This is a genomic window from Phytohabitans aurantiacus, from assembly GCF_027923225.1.
Lineage (GTDB): Bacteria > Actinomycetota > Actinomycetes > Mycobacteriales > Micromonosporaceae > Phytohabitans > Phytohabitans aurantiacus.
Genome location: NZ_BSDI01000001.1, coordinates 289,792 through 303,780, shown reverse-complemented (window position 1 = coordinate 303,780; position 13,989 = coordinate 289,792). Strand labels below are relative to the sequence as shown.

General features: G+C 69.5%; 16 protein-coding genes and 1 pseudogene. 8 read left to right on the top strand and 9 right to left on the bottom strand.

The features are described from left to right. Positions 1 to 4: 4 nt before the first annotated feature. The 4 genes from QMG73_RS01565 to QMG73_RS01550 all read left to right on the top strand — a co-directional run bounded on the left by QMG73_RS01565 (position 5) and on the right by QMG73_RS01550 (position 2,390). Positions 5 to 577, top strand: a complete 573-nt coding sequence (locus QMG73_RS01565) for a hypothetical protein (protein ID WP_281891906.1) — start codon at positions 5 to 7, stop codon at positions 575 to 577. Then, positions 574 to 1,365 carry an SDR family NAD(P)-dependent oxidoreductase gene (locus QMG73_RS01560; protein ID WP_281891905.1) on the top strand — a complete coding sequence of 264 codons (792 nt, stop codon included), beginning with the start codon at positions 574 to 576 and terminating at the stop codon, positions 1,363 to 1,365. Before QMG73_RS01565 ends, QMG73_RS01560 begins: the two co-directional genes overlap by 4 nt. 50 nt (positions 1,366 to 1,415) lie before the next feature. Beyond that, positions 1,416 to 1,949 carry an orotate phosphoribosyltransferase gene (gene pyrE / locus QMG73_RS01555; RefSeq protein WP_281891903.1) on the top strand — a complete coding sequence of 178 codons (534 nt, stop codon included), beginning with the start codon at positions 1,416 to 1,418 and terminating at the stop codon, positions 1,947 to 1,949. A 63-nt stretch (positions 1,950 to 2,012) separates the two neighbouring features. Then, the gene (locus QMG73_RS01550) at positions 2,013 to 2,390 is read left to right on the top strand and encodes an ArsR/SmtB family transcription factor (protein ID WP_173040617.1); all 378 of its coding nucleotides are present in this window, start codon (positions 2,013 to 2,015) and stop codon (positions 2,388 to 2,390) included. 87 nt (positions 2,391 to 2,477) lie between these two features. On the opposite strand, the gene QMG73_RS01545 is transcribed toward QMG73_RS01550, so the two are convergent. The 3 genes from QMG73_RS01545 to QMG73_RS01535 are packed head-to-tail and all read right to left on the bottom strand — an operon-like array spanning position 2,478 to position 3,672. Then, positions 2,478 to 3,218 carry a DedA family protein gene (locus QMG73_RS01545; RefSeq protein WP_281891901.1) on the bottom strand — a complete coding sequence of 247 codons (741 nt, stop codon included), beginning with the start codon at positions 3,216 to 3,218 and terminating at the stop codon, positions 2,478 to 2,480. Between the two features lie 52 nt (positions 3,219 to 3,270). Continuing rightward, positions 3,271 to 3,480, bottom strand: coding sequence for a hypothetical protein (locus tag QMG73_RS01540; RefSeq protein WP_265247084.1), 210 nt, complete (start codon positions 3,478 to 3,480; stop codon positions 3,271 to 3,273). A gap of 45 nt (positions 3,481 to 3,525) precedes the next feature. Beyond that, positions 3,526 to 3,672 carry a hypothetical protein gene (locus QMG73_RS01535; protein ID WP_281892229.1) on the bottom strand — a complete coding sequence of 49 codons (147 nt, stop codon included), beginning with the start codon at positions 3,670 to 3,672 and terminating at the stop codon, positions 3,526 to 3,528. Here QMG73_RS01535 and QMG73_RS01530 point away from each other — a divergent pair. Both QMG73_RS01530 and fbaA read left to right on the top strand, forming a co-directional pair. Beyond that, a pseudogene (locus QMG73_RS01530) lies at positions 3,602 to 3,932 on the top strand (phage holin family protein). The gene QMG73_RS01535 and the pseudogene QMG73_RS01530 sit on opposite strands and share 71 nt — an antisense overlap. 86 nt (positions 3,933 to 4,018) lie before the next feature. Further along, the gene (gene fbaA, locus QMG73_RS01525) at positions 4,019 to 5,044 is read left to right on the top strand and encodes a class II fructose-bisphosphate aldolase (RefSeq protein ID WP_281891899.1); all 1,026 of its coding nucleotides are present in this window, start codon (positions 4,019 to 4,021) and stop codon (positions 5,042 to 5,044) included. Between the two features lie 320 nt (positions 5,045 to 5,364). Here the strand turns inward: fbaA and QMG73_RS01520 are convergent, their stop codons facing one another. Beyond that, complete coding sequence (locus tag QMG73_RS01520; protein WP_281891897.1) at positions 5,365 to 5,793, bottom strand: DUF3151 domain-containing protein; 429 nt, start codon at positions 5,791 to 5,793, stop codon at positions 5,365 to 5,367. Between the two features lie 223 nt (positions 5,794 to 6,016). On the opposite strand from QMG73_RS01520, the gene QMG73_RS01515 reads away from it, so the two are divergent. Then, positions 6,017 to 7,201, top strand: coding sequence for an LOG family protein (locus QMG73_RS01515; RefSeq protein ID WP_281891896.1), 1,185 nt, complete (start codon positions 6,017 to 6,019; stop codon positions 7,199 to 7,201). Between the two features lie 65 nt (positions 7,202 to 7,266). Here the strand turns inward: QMG73_RS01515 and QMG73_RS01510 are convergent, their stop codons facing one another. The 3 genes from QMG73_RS01510 to QMG73_RS01500 form a co-directional block, all read right to left on the bottom strand. Continuing rightward, entirely contained in the window at positions 7,267 to 7,785 is a 519-nt protein-coding gene (locus tag QMG73_RS01510; RefSeq protein WP_281891895.1) for a ubiquitin family protein, read from the bottom strand. A gap of 277 nt (positions 7,786 to 8,062) precedes the next feature. After that, positions 8,063 to 10,201, bottom strand: a complete 2,139-nt coding sequence (locus QMG73_RS01505; RefSeq protein ID WP_281891893.1) for a MinD/ParA family ATP-binding protein — start codon at positions 10,199 to 10,201, stop codon at positions 8,063 to 8,065. A gap of 287 nt (positions 10,202 to 10,488) precedes the next feature. After that, positions 10,489 to 11,322: a diacylglycerol kinase family protein gene (locus tag QMG73_RS01500; RefSeq protein WP_281892191.1), complete on the bottom strand. Its 834-nt coding sequence runs from the start codon at positions 11,320 to 11,322 to the stop codon at positions 10,489 to 10,491. A gap of 125 nt (positions 11,323 to 11,447) precedes the next feature. On the opposite strand from QMG73_RS01500, the gene QMG73_RS01495 reads away from it, so the two are divergent. Continuing rightward, a complete protein-coding gene (locus QMG73_RS01495; RefSeq protein WP_281891892.1) occupies positions 11,448 to 12,737 on the top strand; it encodes an adenylosuccinate synthase in 1,290 nt (429 codons plus the stop codon). A gap of 11 nt (positions 12,738 to 12,748) precedes the next feature. Here QMG73_RS01495 and QMG73_RS01490 read toward each other — a convergent pair whose 3' ends face one another. Continuing rightward, positions 12,749 to 13,390, bottom strand: a complete 642-nt coding sequence (locus QMG73_RS01490; protein WP_281891891.1) for a hypothetical protein — start codon at positions 13,388 to 13,390, stop codon at positions 12,749 to 12,751. A 9-nt stretch (positions 13,391 to 13,399) separates the two neighbouring features. Next, the gene (locus QMG73_RS01485) at positions 13,400 to 13,951 is read right to left on the bottom strand and encodes a TetR/AcrR family transcriptional regulator (protein ID WP_281891890.1); all 552 of its coding nucleotides are present in this window, start codon (positions 13,949 to 13,951) and stop codon (positions 13,400 to 13,402) included. Between the last annotated feature and the right edge of the window lie 38 nt (positions 13,952 to 13,989).

Below are 13,989 nucleotides of genomic sequence, written 5' to 3'. Positions count from 1 at the left end.
TGCCATGAGTAGCGCTCAGACCATCGAGCCGTCCCGGCGCCCAGCGGTCGTCACCGCGGCCGCCGCGATCATGATCTCCATGGCGGCCGCCGGGCTGGCCTACGCGATATTCGGGCTCGCCGGCACGGGCGGCGTCGTCGACCGGTACCGGCGGGCGGCCGCCGCCACCGGCGAGAGCGACAGCGTCATCGACGTACTGGCGAACCTCGCCTGGGGCACCGTGATCATCGCGGCAGTGCTCGCCGTGATCGTGGGCCTGCTGCTGACCGCGCTCGCTTTTGGAAACCTGCGAGGCAGTTCCGGCGCCCGGATCGCCACCTGGTTCGTCAGCGGCCTCGGGCTGCTCTGTGGCTTCTTCAGCCTCCTCACCGTGCTCCTACAGGCCGCCCTGACGTGGAACGTCTCTGACGACCGCGTCACCGCGGAGCTCACCCAGGCGCTGACAGACGCCTACCCGGCGTGGTGGTTCGCGCTCAGCGGGATGGTCGCGACCGGCCAGGCGCTCGGCTATCTGGTCGTGGCTGTACTCCTGGGCCTGCCGGCCGCGCACCCGCACTTCCGCGGGCGGCCCGCATGACCGCAACGACCACACGGACCGCGCTGATCACCGGCGCGACGGCCGGTATCGGAGCCGCCTTCGCTCGGGCGCTGGCGGCGCAGGGGTACTCCCTCGTCGTGGTCGCTCGCGACGCGGAACGGCTCGCGGCGCTCGCCTCCGAACTAGCCGAGCGGCACGGGGTGAGCGTGACGCCACTGCCCGCGGACCTCGCGACCGACGAAGGTTGCGCGCTTGTGGAGGCGCGGCTTGCCGAGCCGCTCGACCTGTTGGTGAACAACGCGGGCATCAGTCTCAATCAGACGTTTTTGAAGTCGACGGCCGACGATGAGGCACGGCTGCTGCGGCTGAACGTGCACGCGGTGATGCGGTTGACACTCGCCGTTCTCCCAGGGATGACGGAAAGGCGACACGGGGGAGTGATAAATGTCTCTTCCGTTGCCGGGTTCGCCACCCTAATGCCTGGCTCTACGTACCCGGCATCCAAGGCTTGGGTCACCAATTTCAGTGAATCCGTGGCGCATTCCGTGCGTCCGTACGGTGTTCGGGTAATGGCGCTCTGTCCTGGATACACGCGCACCGAGTTCCACCAGCGGGCAGGCATCAACATGTCTAAAACCCCTGAATGGATGTGGCTGAGCGCCGATGACGTGGTCCGCGACGCTCTGCGTGACCTGGGCAGGGGCAAGCTCGTGAGCGTGCCGGACTGGAAGTACAAGTTGGCGGTCTTCGGGCTGCGCCACGTGCCTCGGCGAATCCTCCAAGGAGTCTCCCGAGATGTCCGAGGCCGGATCGGTCGTGACGTGTAGTGCCGGGTCCACCGTTCATCGTCGCCATTTGACAAGTACGCTTGTGCGCCATGGGGGACCATGACGACCTGCGTAAATTCATCACTGAACTGGCCGTGGTCCACGGCCGGGTCGTGCTGTCATCGGGTCGTGAGGCCGACTGGTACGTCGATCTCCGTCGGGTGACGCTGCATCATGCGGCGGCTCCGCTGGTAGGTCGGGTCATGCTCGATCTCACGGCAGACTGGAATTTCGATGCGGTCGGCGGCCTGACGTTGGGTGCGGACCCGGTGGCGGCGGCGATGCTGCACGCCGCTTCGGCGGCGGGGCGTCCGCTCGACGCCTTCGTGGTTCGTAAGGCCGAAAAGACGCATGGACTCCAGCGGCGGATCGAAGGGCCAGGGGTGGCCGGCCGCAGGGTCCTCGCGGTGGAAGACACCTCGACCACGGGCGGCAGCGTGCTGACCGCGGTCGAGGCACTGACAGAGGCTGGGGCAGAGGTAGTGGGTGTAGCGGTTATCGTGGATCGCGGTGCCGGCGACACGGTGCGGGACGTGGGACTCCCGTATCGGGCGGCCTACACGTTGGGCGACCTCGGCCTTTAGGCCTAAAAGTTTGCCGATTCGGACCTGCTGATATGCAGGCGGATCGATGGTGTAGGTGGAAGGATGGAGTACGTGGGAACTGCGTTGGCTGAAACAACCATGCCTCAGATCTCGCCGCTTGGCGGCGAGCCGATCGAGCGCGCTGATGCTGAGCGACTCGCTGGGGTCCTGAAAGCACTCGCCGACCCGGCCCGGCTGCGGCTCTTGAGCCTCATCCAGTCGGCTCCGGAAGGCGAGGCGTGCGTCTGCGACCTCACGGCACCGCTCGGCCTCTCGCAGCCGACCGTGAGCCACCACCTGCGTATCCTCACCGAGGCCGGCTTGCTGGAGCGGGAGAAGCGCGGAGTGTGGGCTTACTACCGGCTGGTGCCGACCGCGATCGCAACGATCGCGGACCTGCTCACCCCGCCGCGTAAGCGAGCCACCAAGAAGGCTCGCTGAATTAGCGAATCGCCCGGCATCGCGGAGCACCGTTTCTGAACGCTGCTCCGCGACACCGGGCGATGTCCCTTGCCTTCGGGTGAGGTCCTACCGGGGCTTGGTGGCCCCGACCTCTTCCATGACCTCCTGCGCCCGGCGCTTGGCCCGACGCTCTCGGATGATCTCGATAAAGATCGGCATCACTGAGATCAGGATGATCAGCGCCACCACCGGCAGGATGTACCGGTCGATGTGGTCACCAACAGCGTCGTAGATGCTGTCTGCCAGCAGGTAGCCGATCAGCAGGATGCCGTCGGTCCAGAGGATGCCGCCGACCACGTTCCACACGAAGAACTTCTTCGCGGGCATGCCGAGCGTGCCGGCCACCGGGTTCAGGAACGTGCGCACGATCGGGATGAAGCGTGCGAGCACCACAGCCTTGGCGGGGCCGAACTTCTCGAAGTAGTACTCGGCCTTCTCGACGTACTCCCGCTTGAACAGGCGCGAGTTTGGCCGCTCGAACATTTTCCGGCCGTACCGGGCGCCGAGGAAGTGGCCCAGTTGGGCTCCCACGATGGCGCAGATCGGCGCTCCGATCAGCAGGCCGGCGAGCGAGATCTTCGTGCCGTCGCCGAACATCGCGTCGGCCACCGGGGAAGCCGCGACGCCAGCGAGGAAAAGCAGCGAGTCGCCCGGGAAGAAGAAGCCGACGAGCAGGCCCGTTTCGGCAAAAAGGATCGCCCACACGCCTACCAGACCGAAGGTCTGCAGCAGTTCCTTCGGATCGAGCGGGTTGACGGCCAGCTGCTCCGTGAGCGCGCGGGTCTTCTCGGCGGTGTCCACGGGCACACAGAGTACCGGTGCACACTGTGTCACGGCTGTGCCCTGCGCGAACCCGTCTTTACCGGTAGTCGTCGTCCAGGTCGACCACCCGAGCCTGCTCCAGCGCGTCCCAGTCGTTCACCTCGAAGCCACGGTGGACCTCGGGTTCCTGGTCGGCTGGGCGGGCGAGGGTCGCCTGCTCCACCGCGTCGTCCGCCGGCGCCTCGATGTCGCGCTCTTCGGGTGCGAGGTGGTCGCCGTGCGCGAAGTCTTCGTCAGGCTCGGTCATGGTGCCGCCCTTCCGCTGATCTTCTGTCCGGGAGTTCCTTAGGTGTCACGATGTGATGATGGTGGGATTCCTCATCCGGCTTGTGATCAACGCTATCGCGCTGTGGATAACCACGCTGGTGGTGTCCGGCATCGACGTGACCGGCAGCACGACCGGTCGAGACGTGCTGACCGTGTTACTGGTGGCGCTCATCTTCGGCATCGTGAACGCGGTGCTCAAAACCCATCATCCACGTCGTCGGCTGCGTCTTCTACATCTTGACGCTGGGGCTCTTCGCGCTGGTGGTCAACGCGTTGCTGTTCCTGCTGACCGACTGGATCGCCGACAAGATCGACCTGCCTTTCTCGATCGACGGGTTCTGGTCCGCCTTCTGGGGCGCCATCGTGATGGCCGTCGTCAGCTGGCTGATCAGCCTTGCGGTGCCCGACCGGTGGGAAGGCAAGGCCGACTGACAGACGCCTGCCGGGCTGCGGGATACTTCGGGCTGGAGGACAGCGCGGTCCGGCGCACTCAACCTGCATACCAAGGAGCGTTTGAAATGCCTATCGCTTCCCCCGAGGTCTACGCCGAGATGCTCGACCGCGCCAAGGCCGGCGCGTTCGCGTACCCCGCGATCAACGTGACGTCCTCGCAGACGCTCAACGCGGCGCTGCGCGGCTTCGCCGAGGCCGAGAGCGACGGCATCGTCCAGGTCTCCACCGGCGGCGCCGAGTATCTCTCCGGCCCCACCGTGAAGGACATGGTGACCGGTTCCGCCGCGTTCGCCGCGTTCGCCGCCGAGGTCGCCAAGAACTACCCGGTCAACATCGCGCTGCACACCGACCACTGCCCGAAGAACAAGCTCGACGGCTTCGTACGCCCGCTGCTCGCCATCTCCAAGGAGCGGGTGGCCCGCGGTGAGGCCCCGCTGTTCCAGTCGCACATGTGGGACGGTTCGGCCGTACCGCTCGACGAGAACCTCCAGATCGCCGAGGAGCTGCTCGCCGACGCGGCAGCCGCGCACGTCGTACTGGAGATCGAGGTGGGCGTGGTCGGCGGCGAGGAGGACGGCATCGTCGGCGCGATCGACGAGAAGCTGTACACGACCGTCGAGGACGGCCTCGCCACCGTCGCCGCGCTCGGCCTGGGCGAGAAGGGCCGCTACATGGCGGCGCTCACCTTCGGCAACGTGCACGGCGTCTACAAGCCGGGCAACGTCAAGCTGCGTCCCGAGATCCTCAAGGAGATCCAGGACGCGGTGGGTGCCAAGTACGGCAAGGAGAAGCCGCTCGACCTGGTCTTCCACGGCGGCTCGGGCTCGCTGCTGGAGGAGATCCGGGCGGCGCTCGACTACGGCGTGGTCAAGATGAACATCGACACCGACACGCAGTACGCGTTCACCCGGCCGGTCGTGAGCCACATGTTCACCCAGTACGACGGTGTACTCAAGATCGACGGCGAGGTCGGCAACAAGAAGGCCTACGACCCGCGGGCCTGGGGCAAAGCCGCCGAGGAGGGCATGGGCAAGCGCGTCGTCGAGGCATGCGAGCACCTGCGCTCGGTAGGCACGTCCCTGTCAAAGTAACCCCACCCCCGCCGGCCCGCACCCGGCCGCGCCGCCGGGCCGCGCCCGCGGCAGCGCCCTGCCCGCCGATCAAGGGCGAATGCACGTGGTTGGATCTCTTTTCCGCGTGCATTCGCCCTTGATCCATGCGGATGCCCTTGATCGGCGAGGCGTAGGCGGTCAGGCGCCGCGTCGAGATCCGGCCGCGGCGCGCTCCGGCGCCCCGCGCACGCGCGCACCGCGCACCGAGCGCTCAGGGCGCCGCGCGCACCGCACGCTCCGAGGCGCCGCGCGCTCCGGGTAGGCGGAAGCCGCCCACGCGCGGGTTGTTCGTCCGATCGCTAGACGCTGGACATGGCGTCGCCGGCGGCCGGGTCGCAGTCGCGGAGGAACTGGGCGCAGCGGGCGGCCTCGTCTGCCTCGCCGATCTCGTCCGCGGCGCGGGAGAGCGCGTGCAGGCAGCGGAGGAACCCGCGGTTCGGCTCGTGCGTCCACGGCACCGGGCCGGCGCCGCGCCAGCCGCTCTTGCGGAGTTGATCGAGGCCCCGGTGGTATCCGGTGCGAGCGTAGGCGTACGCGGTGACGGACTTGCCCTCGGCGAGGGCGCGGCTGGCGAGTACCGCCCAGGCGGCGCTGTAGGTCGGATACCGGGCGGCGACCGCCTCGTACGCCTCGGCCGAGCCCGCCCGTTCCGCGTCAGCCAGGGCGGTGGCCGCCTTGTCGTCGGCGGGCAGCAAAGTCGCGGGCGGTTCGGGCATCAGGTTCTGCATTGGCACATTCAACCCGCAACCGCCCCCGTACTGTGCCTGAACGGCTGAGGGATTCGTCACGCGTGCGGACGGTGCGCGCGACCTCCGAGAAGACCAAAATTAGAAGTCCGGAGCCTCCCCAGGACCCGGTAACGGGAGCCCGGTGGCCTTGTGCCACCGGGCTCTCTCTTGTCCGGTTGACTGTGCCATCACTCAGTTTGGTGCGTTGCGAGAAGATAGTGGTGTGTCCTCCCCACCGCCTACCGACGTCCTCGAGCCCTACGACACCACGCCGGACGAAATCGAGTCCCGCGCGGAGCTCGACCATCATCTGCACACCGGCAGCCTCGCCGGCCTGACCGTGCAGGGGCTGCGGCTCGACGTCGACCCGATACCCGACCTGTCCGCGGTCGACCTGCGTGACACCTTCTTCATCGGGTGCGCGTTCGAGTCGGCCGAGATCGAGGCCGACCTCGTCCGGCGCGGTGCGCACGTCGTGCCACCCATGGACGATCTCCCGTACCCGACACACCCGTGCGTGCTCTACACGCCGGACGACCTGGCCGCCGGGTTTGACACCGCTGGCTTCGCCGGCATGTACGACACGCTGGTCTACGAGCACTTCCGGGCGCACGGCGGTGCGCTGCCCGAGGTGCGGGAGGCGCTGGCCCAGCGGCTGCATGACCACGGCATCGACAACGCCCTGGCCGACGTGACGCGCACCTGGCTGGCTCGGCACGGCGCCCACTCGGTCGTCGGGGTGATGGGCGGTCACGCGGTGCCACGCGGCACGTCCACGTACCGGCTCGCCGCGACCATCGGCTGGGAGCTGGCACGGGCGGGGCGGCTGGTGGTGACCGGCGGCGGTCCGGGCGTCATGGAGGCGGCCAACCTCGGCGCGTACCTGTCGACCGGTACCCCGGAAGACCTTGCGGCCGCGATCGACATGCTGGCGCCCGCGCCCGATTTTCTCGACCACGACCCCTACACGGCGGCCGCGCTGCGGGTGCGCGCGGCGTTTGCGCCCGACGCGTCGGTGTCGTGGCCCCGCCGCGGCGGCCTCGCGATCCCGACCTGGCTGTACGGGCACGAGCCGGCGAACCTCTTCGCCGGGTGTATCGCGAAGTACTTTTCGAACGCGATCCGGGAAGACACGATCCTGCGGCTGGCACGGGGCGGCATCGTCTTCGCCGCTGGCCGGGCCGGCACGGTGCAGGAGGTGTTCCAGGCCGCGACGAAGACGTTCTACGGCACCGACGGGGCGAGCGGCGCGTACGTGTTCCTGGACAGGGCGTTCTGGACGGAGACGCTGCCAATCGAGGCGCTCCTGCGCCCGCTGCTCGCGCTGTCTCCGCAGGGTGACCTGTCGACGTCGATCCACGTGACCGACGACGTCCGCGAGGCTGTGCGGGTCCTAACCGCACAGTGATCAGGGCGTCCCTGAAGTCGTTAGAGCGACTTGAGGGACGCCCTGATCACCGGCGACGGTACGGTTTAAGCGATCGGCACGCGGCACCAGAAGCCGACGGGCATGTCGATCTCGTCGGCGTCGGTGAGGCCGTTTTCGTCGAGCGCGTTGTAGATCGCTAGCCGCGCACCGTCGAAGAGGAACTCGATCGAGTGCAGCACCCGGGGCCGCCAGTGCGAAGGCATGATCCGCTCGATCACGTTGACCTCGCGGAGCCGCCGTCCCTCCACCGACCGCAGAGCCTCGTGTGCGTCGGCCCGCCAGTCGAGCGCCAGCCCCGGCCAGTCGAGTGGCATGGACATGTCGACGTGGTTCCAGGTGATCGCGCACTCGTCGAACTTGCGGTGCGTCACCTCCACGTTCACGTCGCCGAAGCCGAGAATCACCGGGCCGTCGGCGAACCAGCGGCGGCGATCCAGATCCCACATGAGCCAGGCGCCGTCCAGGTGCCGCCCGACGATCCGGCTGAAACGGGAGCGATGGGCGGCCGCGAGCGTCTTGGCGCTGTGGCACCACTGCGGCTCGTACCCCTCGATGCCGAGCACGACCGACCTCCAGAGCGCATCAGATCGGACGATCGTACCGAAAAGCCGTCCCCTACCCGGGCACGGCACGCGGCGGGATCGGGCTTTGAGCTACCGCGGCGTCCGCCGTGCGCGAGACCGTTGCTCCCGCGGCCTCACCGTCCGCGGCACACGACCTGCCCTGGTCGGGGTTGGTCGTGCGACGGCGGCGGGTGAGGCCGCGGGAGCAACGGCATGGAGCACGGCGAACATCGCGGTAGCTCGCGTCTTTCTTTGTTTGCGCGCGGCCTGAAGATCTCTAGAGGCCTTCGGAGACGGCTGCGGCCACCTTCAGCCAGGCGTCGAGGGTGGCGGGGGAGAGCTGGCCGTACCGGAGCGGCTCGCCGGTGTCGATCAGGCGGTCGTACGGCGCGACCAGCACCGCCCGGGTGCGGGCGGCGAAGTGGCGCTGGATCGGCGGCAGGTCGATGTCACGGGCGCGCGGCGGCATCGAGACCACGGTCACGGCCTGCCGAACAAGCCGAGTGCGGCCACTCTGCTCCAGGTGATCCAGCATCCGGGCGGCGGTCTCGGCGGAGTCGTTACGGGCCGACATCGTCACCACGAGCTGGTCGGTGGCGTCGATCGCGGCCTGCCAGTTCTGCGCCCGGACGTTGTTTCCGGTGTCCACCACGATCAGCTTGTAGAACCGGCTGACCACCTCGCGGATCTCGCCGAACGCGTGCGCGGTCAGCATCTCGCCGGCGGTTGCCGACTCGTCCGACGCCAGTACGTCGAACATGCCCTCGCCCTGCGACCGCACATACTGCGACAGATCGCCGACGCGACCCCGAGCGCCCTGGAAGTTTGACAGGTCGCGCAGCATGTCGCGGACCGTGCGGCTGTGGAAGTCCTGCTGCGCCCGCATGCCGAGCGTGCCCTGGGTCTCGTTGTTGTCCCAGGCCAGCACGTAGCCGCCGCGCTTCTGCCCGAATGTCATCGCCAGCAGGAGCACAGCCACGGTCTTGCCGGCGCCGCCCTTCGGGTTGACCACCGTGACCTGGCGCAGGCCACCGAAGTTGCGCCGTACCTTCTCGATGTCCTGCCGGAACTCGATCTCGTCCCGGCCGGGTGCAAGCTTGACGAGGCCCAGCGTGCTCTTGTTGACGGCCGCCCGTACGCCAGTGCGCGCGACCGGATCGGCGGGCTTTGCGGCACGACGGCGGGCGAACTCCTCCGCCGTCGGCGCGCCGGCTTCCGGCGCCCATGAGGGCTCCGTGTACGCCTGCGAGGGAGGCGGCGTCGATGGTGGAGCCGGTGGTGGCGGTTGCTGGGGTGGTGCCTGCTGCTGATGGGAGGTCGGCGGGGTGGCCCAGGGCGAGGCGGGCGGGTGGTTGAAAGGTGCCGTCGTGGCCCACGGGTCGGACGGCGGCTGGAGGCCCTGCCCGTGCTCAGCGGGCGGCGCGCCATAGTGCGGAGCCGGCGGGGCGGTCGGCTGCGGAGCGTGGACCTGCCCCGGGTACGTGGGTGGTGCGCCGTCCGGCAGCGCGGGGCCGTACCCGCTGGCGGGCTGTGGCGGTCCGCCATACGGTCCCGCGCCATAGCCCGCATGCTCGCCAAACGGCGCCACCTGCGCCGGCGGCTGGCCAGCGGCCTCCACAACCGGCGGCCCGGCGTAGGGCGGCGCAGAGGAGGGCGGTCCGCCATACGGCGGCGCAGACGACGGCTGCGGGCCATACGGCGGCGCAGAGGACGGCTGCCCGGCGGTCTCGGCGTAACGCGGCCCGTCAAACGGCGGCTGCCCACCAAACGGCGGCGCGGACGACGGCTGCGGGCCATACGGCTGTGCGGCGTAGGGCGCGCCGGACGATGGTGCTGGCGGGGCCGAGGGCTGCGCGGCGGGCTCGGCGAAGGGGGGCGCGGAGGAAGGCTGCGCCGGCAAGGGCGCGCGATCCATAGGCGGCGGGTCGCCGTAGTGGGGTGCGGGATCGGCGTAGGGGGGTCCGGACGAGAGGGGCGCCACTGACGGGTGGACGGGGTAGGGCGAGCCGGAGGTAGGTGCCTGCGGCGGTGAGCCGCCGTAAGGGGGCGCGGAAGCGGGCTCGGCTGGTGGCGCGAACGGGCCGGCGCCTGCCAGCGGGCCGGAGACCGGGATGCCGGCCGGCGGAGTGGTGAGGATCGGCTGGCCAGCGTGGATCGGCGTCGGCGGCTCCGGATCGGTGCTGCCGGTCAGCGGCCATACTCCCGGCGGGAGCTTGTCGCCTGCCCCGGTCCAGTGAGATGGAGGGGGCAGCTGCGGTGGTGGCTCGTCGGCTGGAGCGACCGCCTGCGAGCCGGCGGCGTGTGCGGACCTCGCGGGGTCCGGCACGGCAGACTGCTCCGCCCAGGCCGGGCCGGCGACCGGCACGGGTGCCATGGCCCGCGGCGCGGGCTGCCGCTCATGGACCGGCGAAGCCACCTGCGAAACACCCGGCGAAGCGGGTGGTGGGTAGGCGGGGGAGACGGGGTGTGGAACGGGCGGTGGGAGTTCGACCGCGGGTGCCAGTACCGGGGAATGGTCGGCTGGCGGGGGTGGGGGCGGAGGTGGTGGGGTGGGAGGTGCGGCGGGCTCTTCGTCTGGGACGTAGTCGTCGGTCGGCCAGAGCGGCTTCACACCGCGGTTTGGCCCGACGGGCACCTGGCGGGGCCCCCGGTTTTCCTCCACCGTTCACAACCTCCTCTCGCCCCCGCAGCCTCGCACAGAGGTCAGCGGACGTACACCGCCCAAGCGCCCGGCTCTACCCACCACGAACGCTTGTGACTCAGTGTGGCTTTGACGCCGTCGTCGACGTACCCGATCTCCTCGTCGCGCGGCGTGATGGCCACGGCGCGGCCGCGCGCCCGGCGGACCTCCAGCCGCAGGCGTGGCTGCCGGAGCAGGCGGCGCGTGACCACCGGGACGGCGACGGCGACCTCGACGACGCCGTCGGCCGGGTCGGGCGTGGTGAGCAGGGGGTACCCGTCGAACTGCGTGTATCCCGTCGAGTTTCCCACCACGCACGCGAGGATGGGGTCCTGCCCGTCGCTGAGCACAGCGTCGTCGACCTCCACCCGTCCGCGCCACGAGGACGGCCCGGTGCCGCCCACCAGTGCGCCGTCCAGCGTCACCGAGCCACCATCGTTGCGGAGCAGGTCAAATCGGCGCACCTTGTCGCCGAGCACCGCGGCCGCGACGTCGGCGGGATCGCGGGGCAGGCCGAGCCGGGACGCCAGGTCGTCGCCCTTCGGGTCCATGGACAGGACGCCGATGGCTGGCAGGTCAGGGATGGTGCGGTTCGGTGGCAGGTCGGCGGGGCGCTTGCTGGGCGCTGGCGCGTACTGCCGCACGAGTCGGCGCACGACGGCCCGCAGCTGGCCGTCGGCGGCAGTGGCGACGATCACGCGGCGCCCGTCGAGCACGGCGTCGATCTCGGCGTCGGAGTCGGCGGTGACGGTCTCGACCTTCGCGCCCTGCGCGCTCAGCGCGTCGGCGCAGGCCAGCACGGGTACCCGCGGGGAGCCGCATCCGGCACCGAGGGTGAGCAACACCACGTCGTACACCGCCGGTGACCCCCTGCTGATCTCCGTGGCCAGCTCTGACCTGGCCGTCACTTCTTGTTAGCCTGACACCTCGGGCTCGCCACGCGGTCGCCACCTGGCACCCGAGCCCCTGGAGGCGGGAAAAGATGCCAGCGATCGTGCTCATCGGCGCGCAGTGGGGCGACGAGGGCAAAGGCAAGGTTACCGACCTGCTGGGCGAGCGGGTCCACTACGTGGTCCGTTACTCCGGCGGTAACAACGCCGGCCACACTGTGATCACTCCGGACGGGCAGAAGTACGCACTGCACCTGATGCCGTCCGGCGCATTGTCACCCAACGCGATGATTGTGATCGGCAACGGGGTCGTGGTCGACCCGAAGGTGCTCATCGCGGAGATCGACGGCCTCGCCGAGCGTGGCGTCGACGTGTCGCGGCTCCGCATCTCGGGCGACGCGCACCTGATCATGCCGCATCACCGGGCGCTCGACCGGGTGGTGGAGCGCTACCTGGGTTCGTCGCGGATCGGCACGACGGGTCGCGGGATCGGCCCGGCGTACGGCGACAAGGTGGCGCGGATGGGTATCCGCGTGCAGGATCTGCTCGACCCGGGCATCCTGCGCAAGAAGCTCGAGCTGGTGCTTCGGGAGAAGAACCAGATCATGTTCAAGGTGTACAACCGCAAGGCGCAGGACCCGGGGGCGGTCGTCGAGGAGTACCTGGCGTACGCGGAGCGGCTGCGGCCGTACATCGCGGAGACGCGCACGATCCTGTGGGACGCGCTCGACCGCGGCGACACGGTCCTGCTCGAGGGCGCCCAGGCCACGATGCTCGACATGGACCACGGCACGTACCCGTTCGTGACCTCGTCCAACCCGTCGGCGGGCGGGGCGTGCGTCGGCGCGGGCATCCCCCCGACCGCCATCTCCAAGGTCATCGGGGTCACCAAGGCGTACACGACCCGGGTGGGTTCGGGGCCGTTCCCGACGGAGCTGTTCGACGACAACGGCGCCCACCTTCGCAAGATCGGTGCCGAGTACGGCACGACGACCGGCCGGGAGCGCCGCTGCGGCTGGTTCGACGCGGTGGTGGCCAAGTACGCGACCCGGCTCAACGGCATCACCGACCTGGTGGTGACGAAGCTCGACGTGCTGACCGGCATGGAGAAGGTGCCGATCTGCGTCGGGTACGAGATCGACGGCGAGCGGATCGACACGATGCCGATGACGCAGACCGCGTTTCACCACGCCCGCCCGATCTACGAGGAGCACCAGGGCTGGTGGGAAGACATCACGAAGGCTCGTGTCTTCAGTGACCTGCCCCCGGCCGCCCGCGCGTACGTGGAGCGGATCGAGGAGCTGGTCGGCACCCGGGTCTCGATCGTCGGTGTCGGCCCGGGGCGCGAGGAGAACGTGGTCCGCCACGACCTGCTCGGCTAGGAATTGCTGGGCTAGGACTTGCGCAGAGCCGCTTTCCGGATCTCCCACGCCAGCCAGGCGCAGCCCGCGCCGACCAGTACGCCGTGGGCGATCCGGACAGCGGCCGGTGCCCAGAACTGCGGGATGAACAGCGCGAACCCGACCGCGAACGGGATCGCGCTGTAACGCGCCAGCACACCTGAGCGCCAGACCGCCATGCCAGCCATGATCGCGCCAGCACCCAACGCGAGCAGCCCGATCATGAATGTCGTCGCGGCGACCGGGTTCAAGCGCACCGCGTCGACCATGGCGAGCAGGTCGATCTTGGAGGCGTCGGGCGAGGACGCGATCTCGTGGAGGCCGAAGTCTTCGGCGCCGTAGTACGGCAGGGTCAGGCCCGCGCCGATCCAGGTGGTGATCGCCGCGGTGAGGGCGAGCCGCTCGGACCGGGTGCCGGCGAGCGCGCCGCGCAGGGCGAGCAGTGCGAGCGGCACCAGGATGAAGCCGATCATCGCGAACAGGTGTGAGGCGACCCAAGCGCCCGAGGACATCGAGGCGATGGCGCCGTCGACTGTGGACTCGTCGTGCCAGGGGCGGACGGCGGGGTACAGGATGAAGAGAGCACCGGCGAGGGCGAGGGTGGGCGCGCCGAGGCGGGCGAGGGGTGTCGACATGAGGCTTCCTCAGAGGCTGGCGATGAACATCTGGATGAGGCGTTCGTAGGTCTCGTCGAGGTCTTCGGGCAGGCCGAAGCCGCCGCTCGCCTCGATCGACGCGAAGCCGTGCGTGATGGCGCGGGCGCATCGCGTGGTGTGGATGGCGTCGGGGCCCTCGATGCCGTGCCCGCGCAGCACCGCCAGGAAGACGTTGAGGAGCTTGGTGCCGGCGGCGGCCAGTGCGGCGTCGCGCAGGGGGTCGGCGGGCATCGCCGCGTAGCGCGCGGGGTGCTCGATGACGTATGCCCTGTACTCCCTCATCAGGATCGCGATGGCCTCAGCGCCGCTGCGGCCCATGACCACGGCGGTGAAGCGCTCGGTCATCTCCGAAAGCAGACGCAGGCCGACCAGGGTGCGTAGCTCGCCCAGGCTGCCGACGTGCTTGTAAAGGGACGGGGCGGCTACGCCCGTGCGACTGGCGACGGCGGCGAGCGTGAGGGCTTCGAGCCCGCTCTCGTCGATCACCTCGATGGCGGCGTCGACGACCGCGGCGGTGGAAAGACCAACCCTACGAGACATAGCTAAGAAGCTAATGTCATTAGCTTTGGTTGTCAAAT

What these genes read in the sequence shown, in the direction of transcription:
- QMG73_RS01565 (WP_281891906.1), top strand. Translation starts at nt 5, where the DNA reads ATGAGTAGCGCTCAGACCATCGAGCCGTCCCGGCGCCCAGCGGTCGTC.
- QMG73_RS01560 (WP_281891905.1), top strand. Translation starts at nt 574, where the DNA reads ATGACCGCAACGACCACACGGACCGCGCTGATCACCGGCGCGACGGCC.
- pyrE (WP_281891903.1), top strand. Translation starts at nt 1,416, where the DNA reads ATGGGGGACCATGACGACCTGCGTAAATTCATCACTGAACTGGCCGTG.
- QMG73_RS01550 (WP_173040617.1), top strand. Translation starts at nt 2,013, where the DNA reads ATGGAGTACGTGGGAACTGCGTTGGCTGAAACAACCATGCCTCAGATC.
- QMG73_RS01540 (WP_265247084.1), bottom strand. Translation starts at nt 3,480, where the DNA reads ATGACCGAGCCTGACGAAGACTTCGCGCACGGCGACCACCTCGCACCC.
- QMG73_RS01535 (WP_281892229.1), bottom strand. Translation starts at nt 3,672, where the DNA reads ATGAGCGCCACCAGTAACACGGTCAGCACGTCTCGACCGGTCGTGCTG.
- fbaA (WP_281891899.1), top strand. Translation starts at nt 4,019, where the DNA reads ATGCCTATCGCTTCCCCCGAGGTCTACGCCGAGATGCTCGACCGCGCC.
- QMG73_RS01520 (WP_281891897.1), bottom strand. Translation starts at nt 5,793, where the DNA reads ATGCAGAACCTGATGCCCGAACCGCCCGCGACTTTGCTGCCCGCCGAC.
- QMG73_RS01495 (WP_281891892.1), top strand. Translation starts at nt 11,448, where the DNA reads ATGCCAGCGATCGTGCTCATCGGCGCGCAGTGGGGCGACGAGGGCAAA.
- QMG73_RS01490 (WP_281891891.1), bottom strand. Translation starts at nt 13,390, where the DNA reads ATGTCGACACCCCTCGCCCGCCTCGGCGCGCCCACCCTCGCCCTCGCC.
- QMG73_RS01485 (WP_281891890.1), bottom strand. Translation starts at nt 13,951, where the DNA reads ATGTCTCGTAGGGTTGGTCTTTCCACCGCCGCGGTCGTCGACGCCGCC.